Source organism: Pseudomonas sp. GW823-FHT03E05, assembly GCF_058796855.1.
Genome location: NZ_JBXAJB010000008.1, coordinates 142,646 through 157,707, shown reverse-complemented (window position 1 = coordinate 157,707; position 15,062 = coordinate 142,646). Strand labels below are relative to the sequence as shown.

The window sequence follows — 15,062 nt, the reverse complement described above, 5'->3', positions numbered from 1 at the left end:
TTTGGAGCCCCCGATGCCGCGTCCCGCCTGGTCCCTGTTTGCCTATCAACTGATCGAGCCTGATGAGCAGCTTGACCTGTTCGCCTGCCAGGAAGTTCGGGTGCATCTGGTGACGCGTCAACTGGAGTTGGGCGGCTCTGCCGACCGCACCTTGTGCGGCACTTTGTTGCCCGCGCAACCGCGCTGGTCGAGCGTGGATCGGACGATTTTCCAGGACCAGCGACTCTGCCCGTTGTGCCGGGCGATTCTGGAGTCGCAAAAACGTGGCACTCCGCCAATCTGGCCTGAGCTGCGTTTCGAGTTGTAGGCGGTCGCCAGCAGGCCGTTTCGACAGGGAATTCATGTGTCTGCGCTTGTCTCCCCGGCCTGGCTGCCGAAGCCGGAGGGCGGGGTGTACAATCGTGTTTCTTTCATTCGTTGTTCATGCGAAGGATTATCCGGATGTTGCCCCGCCTCCCTGTCGTCACCCGCTGCCTGACACTCGCCGCCTTGTGTGTGGCCGGTCCTGTTGCCGCATTGGAATTGCCTCTACCGCCGCCGGGTGAAGACATCGTCGGCCAGGTACAGGTGATCAAGGCCAAGTACGAGGATACCTTCGCCGACCTGGGTACGACCTACGACCTGGGTTACCTGGAAATGGTCGCGGCCAACCCGGGGGTCGATCCCTGGCTGCCGGGGGCGGGCACCGAGGTGATCCTGCCTACGCGTTTCATTCTGCCGCCCGGGCCGCGCGAAGGCATCGTGATCAACCTGGCCGAATATCGACTGTACTACTACCCCAAGGGTCGGAACGTGGTCTACACCTTCCCGCTGGGTATTGGTCGTGAAGGCTGGGGGTCACCGATCGCGCACACCAGCATTACCGCGAAAACCCCGAATCCGACCTGGACGCCCCCGGCGTCGATCAAGGCCGAGCATGCCGCCGACGGTGACCCCTTGCCGAACGTGGTACCTGCCGGGCCGGACAACCCCTTGGGGCCATTCAAGTTCACCCTTGGCACACCGGGTTACCTGATTCACGGTTCGAACAAGAAGTTCGGTATCGGCATGCGCACCAGCCACGGTTGTTTCCGCATGCTCAACAACAACGTGCTGGAAATGGCCGGCATGGTGCCAGTGGGAACTTCGGTGCGCATCATCAACGATCCGTACAAGTTCGGTATCAGCGGCGGGAAAGTCTACCTGGAAGCTCATACGCCGTTGGATGACAAAGGCAATCCTTCGGTGGTCGACAAGCACACCGCAGTGATCAATGCCTTGCTCAAGCGTGAGGACCTGGCTAACAACCTGCGCATGAACTGGGATGTGGTGCGGGATGTAGTGGCAGCCGAAGATGGCTTGCCGGTGGAGATCGCCGTGCCGACGACAGCGCCTGTGACAACAATGTCCAACGCGACCTACGATTTGCAGCAGTAAGCGCTTAAGTGCAACCCGCCGATACCTGCTGGTAGCGGCGGGTTTTTTATTGCCGGTGAAGAACTCTGGGCAATAAAAAAGCCGATCCAAAAAATGGATCGGCTCGATAACAATCCCGAGGGACTATTACTTGCGGCTAGCTTTTTCCAGCATACGCAGAGCGCGCTCGTTAGCTTCGTCAGCAGTCTGTTGTGCTTTTTGAGCAGCAGCCAGAGCTTCATCAGCTTTACGATAGGCTTCGTCTGCACGAGCCTGAGCACGAGCTGCTGCGTCTTCAGTAGCAGTCAGACGAGCTTCGGTTTCTTTGGATACGCTGCTGCAACCGGTAGCCAGAACTGCGGCCAGAGCCAGAGCAGAGAATTTCAGAACGTTGTTCATCGTGTTCCCCTTCAAGGACTTTCTATTAGTAGCTATCACCTCAGAGTGAGGAAATAGCCGGCGTACATACTACCCATTACTTGTAGTAAGTAAACTGACGTAGCGCAAGAAGCAAAAAAAATTCTAGGCGCTGTTTCTTTTTCGAGCAACTTTTTAGCGGGTTGTATAAAAAATATTCAGCGGCGAAGCTCCGGGGCCGAATGCTGCTTGTTTGCCAGCATCGTTATCGGAGTTTCCGGGCGCTGTTTCAGAGCCTAGGCTAAAGTCGGTCTATATTGTGTCGACTGCACTTTTCTTCAGAATTTGTTCAGCCCTGAACCTATGTTTAAGCATCTTGTGGGTGACTTTAAGAGGCGTCGCTCGTCTTATGTTTCAGCATCCGGCGATGTACCGTCGCAAGACGTTTAGGTATCGATCCCGACTAAGGTTCGTACTCAGCCTCAACAAGGTTTTGCGCCGATCTGTGACGAGTGTGGCTTGAGCATTTGTGCCAATGGCGCCTATATTTTGTAACGTGCTGATGGCGCAAGAGCGAGAGCTTCTACGGGCGGCCGACAGGCACGAGGTGGCGTAAGTTGTTCCTTCGCCGGAAAAACATCGGTAAGGTAGGGGTCAGCATTCCAGACCCGCAAGGAGTAGTGATGAGCGAGGCGTTGTCCATCCACCATGACCAGGCTGGTCATCAGTTCGAGACCAATGTGGACGGTCATCGTGCCTACCTGACCTATATGGACCTGGGTAAGCAGACCCTGGATATCTATCGCACTTTCGTGCCCAACGCACTACGTGGGCGCGGTATTGCCGCGGCGCTGACCGAGCAGGCGCTGGAGTACGCCGAACGCATGGGCTACACAGTGATTCCGTCCTGCTCGTACGTAGAGCGCTATATGGAGCGTCATCAGCGTCACGCAGCAAAGCTCTGACCGGGGCGACCATGAAAAACGCCGGGCTTGGCCCGGCGTTTTTGTGTCTGCAGGAAAGGATCAGCTGCGATCGCGTTTCGGCAAGACGTCCTTGAGCTTGGCGTGCATGCCGCGCAGGGTCTTCTCGGTACTTTCCCAGTCGATGCAGGCATCGGTGATCGATACGCCGTACTGCAGTTCCGACAGGTTCTTCGGAATCGCCTGGCAACCCCAGTTCAAGTGACTTTCCACCATCAGGCCGATGATCGACTGGTTGCCCTCGAGGATCTGGTTAGCCACGTTTTCCATGACCAGCGGCTGCAGTGCCGGGTCCTTGTTGGAGTTGGCGTGGCTGCAGTCGATCATGATGTTCGGCTTGATCTTGGCCTTGCTCAGGGCCTGCTCGCAGACGGCGACGCTGACCGAGTCATAGTTGGGCTTGCCGTTGCCGCCGCGCAGTACCACGTGGCCGTAGGCGTTGCCTTTGGTGGTGACGATCGACACGCCGCCCTGGGGGTTGATCCCCAGGAAACGGTGAGGGCTGGAAACCGACTGCAAGGCGTTGATTGCCACAGTCAGGCCACCGTCGGTGCCGTTCTTGAAGCCCACGGCCGAGGACAGGCCCGAAGCCATTTCGCGGTGAGTCTGGGATTCGGTGGTACGTGCACCAATGGCCGACCAGCTGATCAGGTCCTGCAAGTATTGCGGGGAGATCGGGTCCAGGGCTTCAGTGGCAGTAGGCAGGCCCATTTCAGCCAGGTCCAGCAGCAACTGGCGACCAATGTGCAGGCCGTCCTGGATCTTGAACGAGTCGTCCAGGTAAGGGTCGTTGATCAGGCCTTTCCAGCCGACGGTGGTCCGCGGTTTCTCGAAATAAACGCGCATCACCAGGTACAGGGTGTCGGAGACTTCAGCCGCCAGTGCCTTGAGCCGCTCGGCGTATTCGTGGGCTGCCTTGATGTCGTGGATCGAGCAGGGCCCAATGACGATGAACAGGCGGTGATCAGTGCCGTCGAGGATATTGCGGATCACTTCGCGACCCTTGGTCACGGTGCGCAAGGCGGTGTCGCTCAGCGGGATGTCTCGTTTGAGTTGATCAGGGGTGATCAGGGTCTCGTTGGAGGCGACGTTAAGGTCGTTGATCGGTAAATCAGCCATCGTGTTACTCGTCAGGTCACGGGTGCCGGCCGCCAGCGATCCCCGCGCGGCGGAGCACAGCGGATTTGAGCGCGTCGGGGAGCGGAACCTTAGCGCGTTAGCCGGTGACTCTACAATGGGCAGGTGGCGGTTTTATTGGGCTATGGCTGCACAAAAGCCTGGTGCACACGGTCTTCGGAATAGTCTTCTGCGTGCTGCTCGACCCAATCCAGCGCCAGCGCCTCAATGCATTGCTGTTCGCTCTGAGGTTCATGCAGGCGACAGTAGCGGGCGATCTGGCACACCTGCTCACCCATGCGCGCGCCGAACAGCGTTTGTTCGTCGACGAAAGCGATGCCCACCAGGTAGCCACGCTTGCGTTTCAGGCACCAGGCGACATAGCCGTTGTAACGGGCGTTATCCCCCAACGTTGGCATGTACACCTCCAGCGCGGTACCGCGGCGCCAGGCACGGTGGTAATTGCACGCCATGCCACCGAGGCTGATAGTGTGCAACCGCTGGCGTGAAATACAGGCGTGCTTGCGCAAGGTCAGTTCAACCGGAACATCATCAGGATGAGGCAGGAAACGTCCCATGACCGCAGACTCCGAGTGTCGTCCATTTGACATTGTTTCCCCCAGTATAGTGCTCGAATTGGAACTGACCGATTTCGATATCGACCAGCAATTACTGGGCCTGGGCGGCGTTTCCCTGGTTGTTTTCACCAGTGTCGGCTGTTCCAGTTGCCGTTGGGCCCGGGCGCGGCTGCCGGAGTTGGAGCTACCCATCGACCGTCTTTGCTGGGTCGATGCGGGCGATAATGGCGGTGCGGTTCAGCGCTATCAGGTGTTCCACTTGCCGGCTTTGTTCGTGGTCCGCGACGGTGAGTTTCATGGAGCGCTACAGTCGCGCCTGACGCAGCAGGATCTCAGCGAGAGCCTGCGTCAGGCGCTTAATCGAATACCAGAGGAGTTGCCTTGATGGGTGCAGGCCGTAAACCGCGTGTAGGCATTATCGGGACCGGAGCGATCGGAGGTTTTTACGGGGTGATGCTGGCACGTGCCGGTTTCGACGTGCACTTTTTATTGCGCAGCGAATATCCGGCAGTGCTCGAGCATGGGCTGCAAGTCAACAGCAGCCAGCACGGCAAGCTGACGTTGAAGCCGGCGCAGGCCTACGCCAATGCCGAACAGATGCCGCCTTGCGACTGGCTGCTGGTGGGCGCCAAGACCACCAGCAACCTTGATCTGGCGCCGGCGATCCTTCAGGCCGCGGCCACCGATGCCAAGGTTCTGGTGCTGCAGAATGGGCTGGATGTCGAAGACGACCTGCGCGCGGTGCTTCCCGATTCGCTGCATCTTCTGGGCGGCTTGTGCTTTATCTGTGTGCACCGCGCCGGGCCCGGGCAGATCGAGCATCAGGCGCTTGGCGCGGTAAACCTGGGTTACCACAGTGGCCCGGCCAGTGCCGATGCGACCCTGAGCCAGGCGATAGTCGAGGAGGGCGCCGCGCTGTTTCGCGAGGCGGGGCTCGATTCCCAGGCCATGGGCAACCTGCAGCAGGCGCGCTGGCAGAAGCTGGTGTGGAATGTCCCGTATAACGGCCTGTCGGTTCTGCTCCGAGCCAGTACCACGCCACTGATGGCCGACCCCGCCAGCCGCGAGCTGATCCAGGACCTGATGCAGGAAGTGCTGCAGGGGGCGGCGGCTTGCGGGCATGCCATCCCCGCGGCCTATGCGCAGCAACTGTTCAAGTCCACCGAGCACATGCCGGATTACTGGCCCAGCATGTACCATGATTTCCTGCACCAGCGTCCTCTGGAACTGGCAGCTATCTATGTTGCACCCTTGGCGGCAGCGCGGGCCGCAGGTTGTGAGCTGCCGAAGATCCAGGCGTTGTACCAGGCCTTGAGTTTCATCGACCGGCACCACGCCTGAGTTGGGCTTATTACCTTTAAGGGGATGAAATATGGCAAAGGGCCTGGATGGCAAGCTGGTGGTGGCGATCTCGTCGCGGGCGCTGTTCGACCTGGGCGACAGCCACAAGGTCTATCTGGCCCAGGGGGTCGAGGCCTATCGGCAGTACCAGATCGAACATGAAGAGGAAGTCCTCGAGCCCGGTGATGCCTTCCCTCTGGTCAAGAAACTCCTCAGCCTCAATGCCAGCCTGGGCAGAGCCCGGGTCGAGGTGGTGCTGGTCTCGCGCAACAGTGCCGACACCGGGTTGCGTGTGTTCAACTCGATCGAGCACTACGGCCTGGGCATTTCCCGAGCAGCCTTCGTCGGCGGGCGCAGCCCTTATCCCTATCTGGCGGCCTTTGGCAGCGACCTGTTTCTCTCCACCCATGCCGATGATGTGCGCAGTGCACTAGAGGCCGGCTTTGCTGCGGCAACCATTCTGTCCGGCGGCACCCGGCGCGCTGAAAATGGCGAACTGCGCATCGCGTTCGACGGTGATGCGGTGCTGTTTTCCGATGACTCGGAGCGTATCTACCAGTCCGGCGGCCTGGAGGCATTCCAGGCCAGTGAGCGGCAGTCGGCACGAGAACCGTTGCCGGGCGGGCCGTTCAAGGGGTTCCTGGCGGCACTCAACCTGCTGCAGGGAGAGTTTTCCGATGAGGCCAGTCCGATCCGTACCGCCTTGGTGACAGCCCGTTCCGCGCCGGCCCATGAGCGGGTAATCCGCACTTTGCGCGAGTGGAACATCCGCCTGGACGAATCGCTGTTCCTTGGCGGGCTGGAAAAAGCCGCCTTCCTCGAAGCCTTTGCAGCCGACGTGTTCTTCGACGACCAGGCCGGTCACTGCGAGCTGGCTCGCGAAGTGGTCGCCACCGGTCACGTGCCGCACGGCATAAGCAACGAAACCAAGGCTTGAATCCTAAAATCCGTGGTTTTTCCTCGGACCTCCCACAGTTCCAGGCACTGCTAAGCTGAATCAATCTCCGCCATCTTGGCAGTTGAGGAGGTCATATGATTCGTTCGATGCTGTATGCCACTGACCTCGGTCTGTATGCGCCCTTTGTGATGCAACATGCCCTGGAGCTGGCTCGAACGTTCAATGCCGACTTACATGTAGTGCACGCCGTGGAGCCCATGGGCCTGTTCGCCGAATCAGTGTTGCAGAGCTACCTGGATGAGCAGTCGTTGAATGAGTTTCACCGCCAGGGCCTGAATACAGTGATGGCCAATATAGAGCAACGGGTGCTGGACAGTTTTCGCGAGGAGCTGGGGGAGGGGATGCAGGACCTGACCTTGATCCAGTCGGTGCGGGTGCTTCAGGGGGACCCGTCCCAGGTGATTCTGGAGCAGGCGGGGAAACTCTCTGTGGATTTGCTGATCGTAGGAAGTCACAGCCATGGGGTGGGGGCGCAAACGCCTTTGGGGCGTACCGCAACGCGAGTTCTGCAACTGGCCAAAGTCCCGGTTTACCTGGTGCCTCTGGTGCAGCGTCGACGTCAGGGCGATACCTGAGGATGGAATGGAAAATTCTGAATAAAAGTTCTAGATTTATTCTCCTGACCATTAATATAGTTATATACCGTCGCTGATACCCGTGGCGTCTACCTGCTTTGAGGGATTGATATGAAGCTTCAACAATTGCGCTACATCTGGGAAGTGGCGCACCACGACCTCAACGTCTCCGCTACCGCGCAAAGCCTTTACACATCGCAACCGGGTATCAGCAAGCAGATCCGTCTGCTCGAGGACGAACTCGGGGTCGAGGTCTTTGCCCGCAGTGGCAAGCATCTGACCCGCGTGACCCCGGCCGGCGAGCGCATCATCACCACCGCTGGCGAGATCCTGCGCAAGGTCGAAAGCATCAAGCAGATCGCCCAGGAGTTCTCCAACGAGAAGAAGGGCACCCTGTCCATCGCCACTACTCACACCCAGGCGCGCTACGCCTTGCCACCGGTGATCAGCAGCTTTATCAAGCAGTACCCGGATGTGGCCTTGCACATGCATCAGGGTTCGCCGATGCAGATTGCCGAAATGGCCGCTGACGGCACTGTGGATTTCGCCATCGCTACCGAGGCCCTGGAGTTGTTCGGTGACCTGGTGATGATGCCGTGCTATCGCTGGAACCGCTGCGTGGTAGTGCCTCAGGGCCACCCGCTGACCAAGCTGCCGAAGTTGACCTTGGAAACCCTGGCCGAGTACCCGATCGTCACTTACGTGTTCGGTTTTACCGGTCGTTCCAAGTTGGACGAAGCCTTCAGCCATCGCGGCCTGACGCCCAAGGTGGTATTCACCGCTGCCGACGCCGACGTGATCAAGACCTATGTGCGCCTGGGCCTGGGCGTGGGCATCGTGGCCAAGATGGCGGTCGACACCAAGCTCGACAGCGACCTGGTGGTGCTGGATGCCAGTGAACTGTTCGAATCGAGCATCACCAAGATCGGTTTCCGTCGCGGCACTTTCCTGCGTGGCTTCATGTGCGATTTCATCGAGAAGTTCGCCCCGCACCTGACCCGCGAAGTCATGGCCAAGGCCATTGCCTGCCATAACAAGCAGGAACTGGAAGAGCTGTTCGACGGCGTCGAATTGCCGGTCCACTGATCCCCAGCCTGCCTAGCGGACCTCGGTGACAGTGAACTGTTGCCGGGCGCCCGCCACCACGATCTCCACCTCATCGTCCTCGAACTTGCCCAGCAGGCTCTTGCCCAGGGGCGAGCGGGGGGTGATGACGGTCACTAGTTGCCCCACCACGTAGACCTTCAGGCCCGCGCCATCCGGGCCGAGAAACAGCCACTGTTCGTGGCCGTTTTCATCTTCCAGCCCCAACAGCGCACCGATCTGAATCCCCTTCTGCGGGTCGTAAGGGCGCAGGCTCAGGTTCTGCCAGAGGCCCAGGGCCTGGCGGATTTCCTCGACCCGTCGAGCCTGGCCGGCGGCCAGGTAGGAAGCTTCCAGCCCCAGGGTGTCGTACTTGTTCTCGGCGATATTTTCTTCGTGGGTGGCGGTTTCGTAAGCGGTTTGTGCCGCCCGCACCGCGACCTCCAGGTCGTCCCGGAGCTGTTGCAGAATCAGTTGGCAGACGGACTGTTTATTCATGGTCAATTACAGAATTGCAGGACGTTGGCCCGGCTTTTTTCGCTCGGCGCGGTCTGGTCCTGCTGCAACCAGAACTGGCATTTAGGGTTGGACAGGTTGCGCAGGTTGCGGCGGGCGTTGTCCAGGGATTGCAGTTCCTCGTTCTTGCGCAGGTTTTCCTGGTACTGCTCGAACATTCGGTTTTGTGGCTCGGGTGGCGCGGCCACCGGTGGTTTTGCCAACTGCTGCACCGCTTGAGCGACCGGAGCCAATTGCTGGCTGAAAAGGTAGTGCGAGGCCAGCCAGCAGGTCAGGGCGATCGCCAGGAAACCCAGCCACAGGCCCAGGGCAATGCTGGCGGTGAGCGCCAGGAAGTTGAAACTGATGCGCAAGGAGCGACGTGCGGTGGGACGATGGGACATGGCTGCCTCCTGGCGGGCGGTGTTGGGCAAGGGCCGATTGTCGCACGAAGATAATCGCGGTTGGCTCTTCTGCGCAGGAGCATTTATGCGGACAATCGGCGCCTTTGCCAATCGGGGAGTGGAATGAAAGCCTCCTGGGATATTTTCTGCAGCGTGGTCGATAACTACGGCGACATCGGCGTGACCTGGCGCCTGGCCCGGCAACTGGTGGCCGAGCATCAATGTGTGGTGCGCCTGTGGGTCGATGATTTGCGCGCTTTCGAAAAGATCTGCCCGCAGATCGATAGCCAAAAGGCCAGCCAGATTCAGGATGGCGTCCAGGTGCGGCACTGGCCCGTCCAGTGGCCGGACGAGGCGGCGGCCGATGTGGTGATCGCGGCTTTCGCCTGCCAGTTGCCCCACGCCTACATGGACGCCATGGCCGACCGTGCGCGTGCCCCACTGTGGCTGAACCTGGACTACCTGAGCGCCGAGGACTGGGTCGGCGGGTGCCATGGCCTGCCTTCCGTGAAGTTTCGCGGGGTGCAGAAGTACTTCTTCTTTCCTGGATTCCAGGCCGATACCGGCGGCTTGCTGCGCGAGGCCGGGCTGCTCGAGCAGCGCCGGGATTTCCAGGGCAGGCCCCAGGCCCGGCTGGATTTCCTGAAATCCCTGGGCGTATCGCCTGTTGCCGGCAGTCGCTTGATCTCGCTGTTCGCCTACGAAAATTCCGGGGTTGCCAGTTGGTTGCAGGCCCTGGCCGACGACGGGCAGCCGACTCATCTGCTGGTGCCCGAGGGCCGCGTGCTGGCCGATGTGCAGCGCTGGCTGGGAGAGGAACCGCTGGCGCCGGGCTGTCCCCAGGTACGCCAGTCGCTGACCGTTCAGGTGTTGCCCTTCGTGCGCCAGGAGGATTACGACCGGCTGCTCTGGTGCTGCGACTTCAACGCGGTGCGCGGGGAGGACTCCTTCGTTCGGGCGCAATGGGCCGGGCGTCCGATGCTCTGGCACATCTATCGCCAGGATGAAGACATCCACCTGGACAAGCTCGAAGCTTTTCTCGGCCTCTATACCCGCACACTATCCCCGGGGGCCAAGGCTGCAGTACTGGCCCTGTGGCAGGCCTGGAACAGCGAAGCATCGATGGCTGAACCCTGGAAAAACCTGCTGCAATACTGGCCGGAAGTCGCCGCGCACGCCGAGCAATGGTGTCTGGAACAAGGCTCCCAGCCCGATCTTGCTGCGGCGCTGGTGCAGTTTTACCTAAATTGGATATGATACGCGGCCTAGATTTTTGTAAATCCCATCCAAATTCGGATATTCGCAATGAAAACTGGTAAAGAACTCAAACCCGGTACCGTGATCCGTATCGACAACGATCCTTGGCTGGTTCAGAAAGCTGAATTCACCAAGTCCGGTCGTAACAGCGCGATCATGAAGACCAAGCTGAAGAACCTGCTGACCGGTTACAAGACCGAAACCGTTTACGGTGCGGACGACAAACTGGACGACGTGATCCTGGATCGCAAAGAAGCGACCCTGTCGTTCATCAGCGGCGACACCTACACGTTCATGGACACCACTGACTACACCATGTACGAGCTGAACGCCGAAGACATCGAAGCGGTTCTGCCGTTCATCGAAGAAGGCATGACCGACGTTTGCGAAGCCGTGTTCTTCGAAGACCGTCTGGTTTCCGTTGACCTGCCGACCACCATCGTGCGCCAGGTTGACTACACCGAAGGTTCCGCGCGCGGCGACACTTCGGGCAAGGTGATGAAGCCTGCCAAACTGAAAAACGGTACCGAGCTGAGCGTTGCGGACTTCATCGAAATCGGCGACATGATCGAGATCGATACCCGCGAAGGCGGTTCCTACAAAGGCCGCGCCAAGGTTTAAACCTGGCTCGCCCCTGTAGACGAAAAAGCCCGACCTTGAGTCGGGCTTTTTTATGCCTGGAATTTGCCGTTTCAGACCGTAACGTGCAGGCGCACATCCACATTGCCACGGGTGGCGTTGGAGTAGGGGCAGACCTGATGCGCGGCATCCACCAGGCTTTGCGCTTCGTCCTGGGCCAGGCCGGGGAGGCTCACATGCAGGTCGATATCCAGGCCGAAGCCGCCGGGGATCTGGCCGATGCCGACATGGGCAGTGATCGAAGCGTCGTCCGGGATCTTGCGCTTGCTCTGGCTGGCGACGAACTTCAGGGCACCGATAAAGCAGGCCGAGTAACCGGCTGCGAACAGCTGTTCAGGGTTGGTCGCCTGGCCACCGGCACCACCGAGTTCCTTGGGGGTGGCCAGTTTGACGTCGAGGATCTGGTCATTGGAAACAGCGCGGCCATCACGGCCACCGGTGGCGGTTGCAACGGCGGTGTAGAGAGTTTGCATGGTGGAAGCCTCGTGGTAGGTGATTTTCGCGCTAATTATTTGCGCGCTAAGTAAGTGCGAAATAAATGTATCTCGCTAATATTTAGCGCGCAAGATAAATTTTGCTGAAAACCCCTCCATTAACCTTGAGTCATGGGCAACTCATTGATTCTGAAAAAGATATTTTTTCGGTTGAGAAGCTAGCCCTAGCCGTAGGGGGGGCTGGCTTGCCAGCAAAGCGTCAAAGACTGTCCTGCAGATGCCCGCGCAACACCTGCAAATCTTCCTGCAACTGACGCAATTGCTCCACGCTCCGGCCGCTGGCCCCGAGGATGCACTGGGGAATGTCCCGGGCTTGCTCGCGCAGCACCCGGCCCTGTTCCGTCAGTTGGACAATTACCACCCGTTCATCTTCCCGACTGCGGGTGCGGCTGAGCAGACCTTCGGCCTCCAGGCGCTTGAGCAGCGGGGTCAGGGAACCGGGGTCGGTCAGCAGGCGCTGGCTGATCTCGCCGACCGTCAGCCCGTCCCGTTCCCAGAGCACCAGCATCGCCAGGTACTGCGGGTAGGTCAGCCCCAGCTTCTGCAGCAGAGGCTTGTAGACCTTGGTCAGCATCAGCGAGGTGGAGTGCAGGGCAAAGCACACCTGGTTGTCCAGCAGCAGTTGATCGCAGGAGTCCAGGGGGGAGCGTTCGGTGGTCATGTTGGCGGCCTTGATCATTAATGGTCATGAATCTAGCGGGCGAGTCTTTAATGCGCCAGATAATTTTCCTCAGGTTTCAGCCCATCGCGCTTTGCAATGCCAGGTCCCAGGGCGGAACCGGGCTGAAGCGGCTTTTCAGGTACTCCAGCAGCAGGCGGCTACGGGCATTGGGGTGCTGTTCCATGCGCAAGGCGTAGATGCCGGCGGTTTCCGGCTTGGGCAGGCCGCCTTCGCAGAACAGCGGCACCAGTTCGCCGCGCAGCAGGTATTCACTCACCAGCCAGGTGGGCAGGTGGGCAATGCCCAGCCCGGCCAGGGCCCCGGAAAGCAGGGCTTCAGCGTTATTGGCACCAAGGCGTATACGCTGCGGACGATGGCTCTGCACCTGGCCGTCAAGCTCGAAGCGCCAGGCGAACAGCGGCGCCAGGCCATCCCAGTCGAGGCCGTCGTGCTGGCTGAGTTCGGCGGGGTGGCTGGGGGTGCCGCGGCTTTTCAGGTAGGAGGGGCTGGCACAGGCGATACGCACGATGCTGGCCAGGGAGGTGGCGACCATCCGCGTGTCCACGCGCTGGCCGGCGCGCAGCACCAGGTCGACCTTGCCCAGGTGGGAGCCCTGCATGTCGACAAAGCTGTCGATCAGGTGCAACTGCACATCCAGCCCGGGGTAGAGCACCAGGAAATCGGCAATGGCCGGCGCCAGGTGGCGGCGCCCGAAGGCAGCGGGGGCGTCGATGCGGATCAGGCCCTCCGGGGCATGGCTCAGGGAAACTGCCTCGGCCCGAGCCAGTTGCAGCTCGGCAACGATACGCCGGGCCCGTTCGGCAAAGGCCTGGCCGGCGGCGGTGGCGACCACGGCGTGGGTGGTACGCATGAACAGAGTGGTGCCCACGGCGTTTTCCAGGCTGTCGATGCGCCGGGCCACGGCGGAGGGCGTCAGCGGATGGCGGCGTGCCGCGGCGGAAAAGCTGCCCGCTTCCAGCACATCAAGAAACAGCCCCAGTTGTTCGGTCAGTGTATTGGGATTCATGATCAGCTCGCTTATGCGAAAACGGCAAAGCCATTGTGCGTTGCTATGCGTTTCCGTGCCAGGGCCGACTGCGTAGCATGCAGCTCTCAGGTGAGGAGAGCGGTTGTGATCGAGTTGATGATGTATCTGTTGTTGGGCGCGGCGTTGGGTACGGTGGGCGGGCTGTTCGGTATTGGCGGTGGCTTGATCGCGATTCCGGTGCTCGGCGTGCTGTTTGGCCTGGACCAGCAGATTGCCCAGGGCACGGCGCTGGTCATGGTTGTACCCAATGTGCTACTCGCGCTGTGGCGCTATCACCAGCGCAACCGCATAGAGGCGCGCCACGCCTTGCCCCTGGCCCTGATGGGGTTCAGTTTCGCCTGGCTGGGCTCGATCTGGGCGGTGGGCATCGATGCCCAGAAGATGCGCATCGGCTTTGTCGCCTTTCTTCTGGTGCTGTCGGCCTACAACCTGCTGCGCATGTTCATGGCCAGTGCCCCGGCCAGCAGCGAGATGCGTTACCCCTGGCCTTGGCTCGGGGTATTGGGCGCCGCTTCCGGGGCCATGGGCGGGCTGTTCGGGGTGGGGGGCGCAGTGGTTGCCACGCCCGTACTGACCAGTGTCTTCGGCACCACCCAGGTGGTAGCACAGGGTTTGTCCCTGGCGCTGGCGCTACCCAGCACCGGGGTCACCCTGGTGACCTATGGCTTTCACCATCAGGTGGACTGGGCGATCGGTCTGCCGCTGGCAGCCGGTGGCTTGCTGAGCATCAGTTGGGGGGTGAAGGTCGCCCACGCCTTGCCCGAGCGGCTGTTGCGCGGCCTGTTCTGCGGCTTCCTGGTGGTGTGTGCGGTGATGCTGGCGTTTAAAGTTTGAAGCCTTCGACGATGTGTTCGGCCAGGCATTCGGTGATGGGCGAGGGCTGGTTGAGGTTGCGCAGCAGCATGATGCTGGCCTCGGGCAGCTCCGGCAGCCCTTCGTTCTCGCCGAGGATGCGCAGGTCCGGCGTGATCAGGCTTTCCAGCTGCGCGGTGATCGCCAGCCCGGCGCTGACCACCGCCATGATTGCCGACAGGCTGGAGCTGTTGTAGGCAATGCGATAGTCGAGGCCGATGGCATCCAGGGCGTTGCAGGCCCACAGCCGGCAAAAGCAGTCGCTGTTGAACATCGCCAGCGGCAGTGGCGTCTGTTCATGGGGCGTGAAGCACTGGGCCACGGCCCAGACGAAGCGCTCCTTGCGCAGGAGTTGGCCGATCTCGTTGCCCGGCTCTCGGGTGACGATGGTCAGGTCCAGGTCCTGGCGTTGCAGCAGTTGCTTGGACGATTCGCAATGCACTTCGATCTGGATCAGCGGGTAGCTCTGGGCGAAGCGCGACAGAATCCCCGGTAGAAAACGCATCACATAGTCATCCGGCGTGCCGATGCGCACCAGCCCCACCATGTGCGGTTCGCGCAGGGTATTGAACACTTCGCTATGCAGTTTCAGGATGCGCCGGGCATAGCCCAGCAGTACCTGGCCCTCGGCGGTCAGCTTGACCTGGCGTCCGTCGCGCTGGAACAGCTGGCGTTGCAGCACGTCCTCTTCCAGGCGCTTCATCTGCATGCTCACCGCCGATTGGGTGCGGTTGACCCGTTCTCCAGCCCGGGTAAAACCGCCTTCATCGGCGATAGCGACGAAGGTGCGCAGCACTTCGGTGTCGATGCTGGGGAACTGGGACAT

The 15,062-nt window shown here is 60.4% G+C and carries 20 protein-coding genes; 11 read left to right on the top strand and 9 right to left on the bottom strand.

What is annotated here, in order from left to right; translation table 11 throughout:
• The first annotated feature begins 13 nt into the window (after nt 1-13).
• The gene (locus AC1RCO_RS27565) at nt 14-307 is read left to right on the top strand and encodes a hypothetical protein (RefSeq protein ID WP_007931378.1); all 294 of its coding nucleotides are present in this window, start codon (nt 14-16) and stop codon (nt 305-307) included.
• Nucleotides 308-441: 134 nt separating this feature from the next.
• The gene (locus AC1RCO_RS27560; RefSeq protein WP_015636545.1) at nt 442-1,416 is read left to right on the top strand and encodes a L,D-transpeptidase family protein; all 975 of its coding nucleotides are present in this window, start codon (nt 442-444) and stop codon (nt 1,414-1,416) included.
• Nucleotides 1,417-1,542: 126 nt separating this feature from the next.
• On the opposite strand, the gene oprI is transcribed toward AC1RCO_RS27560, so the two are convergent.
• On the bottom strand, nt 1,543-1,794 hold the full coding sequence (gene oprI, locus AC1RCO_RS27555; RefSeq protein ID WP_003448337.1) for an outer membrane lipoprotei OprI: 252 nt from the start codon (nt 1,792-1,794) through the stop codon (nt 1,543-1,545).
• A gap of 641 nt (nt 1,795-2,435) precedes the next feature.
• Between oprI and AC1RCO_RS27550 the strand changes: the two genes are divergently transcribed.
• The gene (locus AC1RCO_RS27550; protein WP_011062548.1) at nt 2,436-2,717 is read left to right on the top strand and encodes a GNAT family N-acetyltransferase; all 282 of its coding nucleotides are present in this window, start codon (nt 2,436-2,438) and stop codon (nt 2,715-2,717) included.
• A 60-nt stretch (nt 2,718-2,777) separates the two neighbouring features.
• Here AC1RCO_RS27550 and AC1RCO_RS27545 read toward each other — a convergent pair whose 3' ends face one another.
• Nucleotides 2,778-3,854, bottom strand: coding sequence for a 3-deoxy-7-phosphoheptulonate synthase (locus AC1RCO_RS27545; RefSeq protein WP_011062547.1), 1,077 nt, complete (start codon nt 3,852-3,854; stop codon nt 2,778-2,780).
• A gap of 140 nt (nt 3,855-3,994) precedes the next feature.
• Nucleotides 3,995-4,429 (bottom strand): PilZ domain-containing protein, encoded by a 435-nt coding sequence (locus AC1RCO_RS27540; protein ID WP_011062546.1) that lies wholly within the window; start codon nt 4,427-4,429, stop codon nt 3,995-3,997.
• Here AC1RCO_RS27540 and AC1RCO_RS27535 point away from each other — a divergent pair.
• The 5 genes from AC1RCO_RS27535 (at nt 4,428) to cysB (ending at nt 8,389) form a co-directional block, all read left to right on the top strand.
• Nucleotides 4,428-4,814 (top strand): thioredoxin family protein, encoded by a 387-nt coding sequence (locus tag AC1RCO_RS27535; protein ID WP_011062545.1) that lies wholly within the window; start codon nt 4,428-4,430, stop codon nt 4,812-4,814. The genes AC1RCO_RS27540 and AC1RCO_RS27535 overlap by 2 nt on opposite strands.
• Nucleotides 4,814-5,770, top strand: coding sequence for a putative 2-dehydropantoate 2-reductase (locus AC1RCO_RS27530; protein WP_492618238.1), 957 nt, complete (start codon nt 4,814-4,816; stop codon nt 5,768-5,770). The genes AC1RCO_RS27535 and AC1RCO_RS27530 overlap by 1 nt, the downstream gene beginning before the upstream one ends.
• A 31-nt stretch (nt 5,771-5,801) precedes the next feature.
• Complete coding sequence (locus AC1RCO_RS27525) at nt 5,802-6,707, top strand: 5'-nucleotidase (protein WP_065365474.1); 906 nt, start codon at nt 5,802-5,804, stop codon at nt 6,705-6,707.
• 95 nt (nt 6,708-6,802) lie between these two features.
• Nucleotides 6,803-7,303, top strand: a complete 501-nt coding sequence (locus AC1RCO_RS27520) for a universal stress protein (RefSeq protein ID WP_011062542.1) — start codon at nt 6,803-6,805, stop codon at nt 7,301-7,303.
• Nucleotides 7,304-7,414: 111 nt separating this feature from the next.
• Nucleotides 7,415-8,389, top strand: a complete 975-nt coding sequence (cysB, locus tag AC1RCO_RS27515) for an HTH-type transcriptional regulator CysB (RefSeq protein ID WP_011062541.1) — start codon at nt 7,415-7,417, stop codon at nt 8,387-8,389.
• Nucleotides 8,390-8,401: 12 nt separating this feature from the next.
• Here cysB and AC1RCO_RS27510 read toward each other — a convergent pair whose 3' ends face one another.
• A complete protein-coding gene (locus tag AC1RCO_RS27510) occupies nt 8,402-8,884 on the bottom strand; it encodes a GreA/GreB family elongation factor (RefSeq protein ID WP_011062540.1) in 483 nt (160 codons plus the stop codon).
• A gap of 2 nt (nt 8,885-8,886) precedes the next feature.
• The gene (locus tag AC1RCO_RS27505; RefSeq protein ID WP_492618237.1) at nt 8,887-9,285 is read right to left on the bottom strand and encodes a hypothetical protein; all 399 of its coding nucleotides are present in this window, start codon (nt 9,283-9,285) and stop codon (nt 8,887-8,889) included.
• Nucleotides 9,286-9,408: 123 nt separating this feature from the next.
• Between AC1RCO_RS27505 and earP the strand changes: the two genes are divergently transcribed.
• A complete protein-coding gene (gene earP / locus AC1RCO_RS27500) occupies nt 9,409-10,542 on the top strand; it encodes an elongation factor P maturation arginine rhamnosyltransferase EarP (protein ID WP_401262168.1) in 1,134 nt (377 codons plus the stop codon).
• Between the two features lie 48 nt (nt 10,543-10,590).
• Entirely contained in the window at nt 10,591-11,163 is a 573-nt protein-coding gene (locus tag AC1RCO_RS27495; RefSeq protein WP_007931398.1) for an elongation factor P, read from the top strand.
• Nucleotides 11,164-11,234: 71 nt separating this feature from the next.
• Here the strand turns inward: AC1RCO_RS27495 and AC1RCO_RS27490 are convergent, their stop codons facing one another.
• The 3 genes from AC1RCO_RS27490 to AC1RCO_RS27480 form a co-directional block, all read right to left on the bottom strand.
• Nucleotides 11,235-11,654 carry an organic hydroperoxide resistance protein gene (locus AC1RCO_RS27490; RefSeq protein ID WP_011062537.1) on the bottom strand — a complete coding sequence of 140 codons (420 nt, stop codon included), beginning with the start codon at nt 11,652-11,654 and terminating at the stop codon, nt 11,235-11,237.
• Nucleotides 11,655-11,874: 220 nt separating this feature from the next.
• The gene (locus AC1RCO_RS27485; RefSeq protein ID WP_011062536.1) at nt 11,875-12,336 is read right to left on the bottom strand and encodes a MarR family winged helix-turn-helix transcriptional regulator; all 462 of its coding nucleotides are present in this window, start codon (nt 12,334-12,336) and stop codon (nt 11,875-11,877) included.
• A 76-nt stretch (nt 12,337-12,412) separates the two neighbouring features.
• A complete protein-coding gene (locus tag AC1RCO_RS27480) occupies nt 12,413-13,363 on the bottom strand; it encodes a LysR family transcriptional regulator (RefSeq protein ID WP_011062535.1) in 951 nt (316 codons plus the stop codon).
• A 105-nt stretch (nt 13,364-13,468) separates the two neighbouring features.
• On the opposite strand from AC1RCO_RS27480, the gene AC1RCO_RS27475 reads away from it, so the two are divergent.
• The gene (locus tag AC1RCO_RS27475) at nt 13,469-14,218 is read left to right on the top strand and encodes a sulfite exporter TauE/SafE family protein (protein ID WP_011062534.1); all 750 of its coding nucleotides are present in this window, start codon (nt 13,469-13,471) and stop codon (nt 14,216-14,218) included.
• On the opposite strand, the gene AC1RCO_RS27470 is transcribed toward AC1RCO_RS27475, so the two are convergent.
• Nucleotides 14,208-15,062, bottom strand: coding sequence for a LysR substrate-binding domain-containing protein (locus tag AC1RCO_RS27470; protein ID WP_011062533.1), 855 nt, complete (start codon nt 15,060-15,062; stop codon nt 14,208-14,210). The genes AC1RCO_RS27475 and AC1RCO_RS27470 overlap by 11 nt on opposite strands.

Coding starts and splice junctions, on each gene's coding strand:
- AC1RCO_RS27535 (WP_011062545.1), top strand. CDS start 4,428: ATGACCGCAGACTCCGAGTGTCGTCCATTTGACATTGTTTCCCCCAGT.
- AC1RCO_RS27495 (WP_007931398.1), top strand. CDS start 10,591: ATGAAAACTGGTAAAGAACTCAAACCCGGTACCGTGATCCGTATCGAC.
- AC1RCO_RS27520 (WP_011062542.1), top strand. CDS start 6,803: ATGATTCGTTCGATGCTGTATGCCACTGACCTCGGTCTGTATGCGCCC.
- AC1RCO_RS27505 (WP_492618237.1), bottom strand. CDS start 9,285: ATGTCCCATCGTCCCACCGCACGTCGCTCCTTGCGCATCAGTTTCAAC.
- AC1RCO_RS27560 (WP_015636545.1), top strand. CDS start 442: ATGTTGCCCCGCCTCCCTGTCGTCACCCGCTGCCTGACACTCGCCGCC.
- AC1RCO_RS27545 (WP_011062547.1), bottom strand. CDS start 3,854: ATGGCTGATTTACCGATCAACGACCTTAACGTCGCCTCCAACGAGACC.
- AC1RCO_RS27470 (WP_011062533.1), bottom strand. CDS start 15,062: ATGTCCCAGTTCCCCAGCATCGACACCGAAGTGCTGCGCACCTTCGTC.
- AC1RCO_RS27490 (WP_011062537.1), bottom strand. CDS start 11,654: ATGCAAACTCTCTACACCGCCGTTGCAACCGCCACCGGTGGCCGTGAT.
- earP (WP_401262168.1), top strand. CDS start 9,409: ATGAAAGCCTCCTGGGATATTTTCTGCAGCGTGGTCGATAACTACGGC.
- AC1RCO_RS27510 (WP_011062540.1), bottom strand. CDS start 8,884: ATGAATAAACAGTCCGTCTGCCAACTGATTCTGCAACAGCTCCGGGAC.
- AC1RCO_RS27540 (WP_011062546.1), bottom strand. CDS start 4,429: ATGGGACGTTTCCTGCCTCATCCTGATGATGTTCCGGTTGAACTGACC.
- AC1RCO_RS27480 (WP_011062535.1), bottom strand. CDS start 13,363: ATGAATCCCAATACACTGACCGAACAACTGGGGCTGTTTCTTGATGTG.
- cysB (WP_011062541.1), top strand. CDS start 7,415: ATGAAGCTTCAACAATTGCGCTACATCTGGGAAGTGGCGCACCACGAC.
- AC1RCO_RS27525 (WP_065365474.1), top strand. CDS start 5,802: ATGGCAAAGGGCCTGGATGGCAAGCTGGTGGTGGCGATCTCGTCGCGG.
- AC1RCO_RS27485 (WP_011062536.1), bottom strand. CDS start 12,336: ATGACCACCGAACGCTCCCCCCTGGACTCCTGCGATCAACTGCTGCTG.
- oprI (WP_003448337.1), bottom strand. CDS start 1,794: ATGAACAACGTTCTGAAATTCTCTGCTCTGGCTCTGGCCGCAGTTCTG.
- AC1RCO_RS27550 (WP_011062548.1), top strand. CDS start 2,436: ATGAGCGAGGCGTTGTCCATCCACCATGACCAGGCTGGTCATCAGTTC.
- AC1RCO_RS27565 (WP_007931378.1), top strand. CDS start 14: ATGCCGCGTCCCGCCTGGTCCCTGTTTGCCTATCAACTGATCGAGCCT.
- AC1RCO_RS27530 (WP_492618238.1), top strand. CDS start 4,814: ATGGGTGCAGGCCGTAAACCGCGTGTAGGCATTATCGGGACCGGAGCG.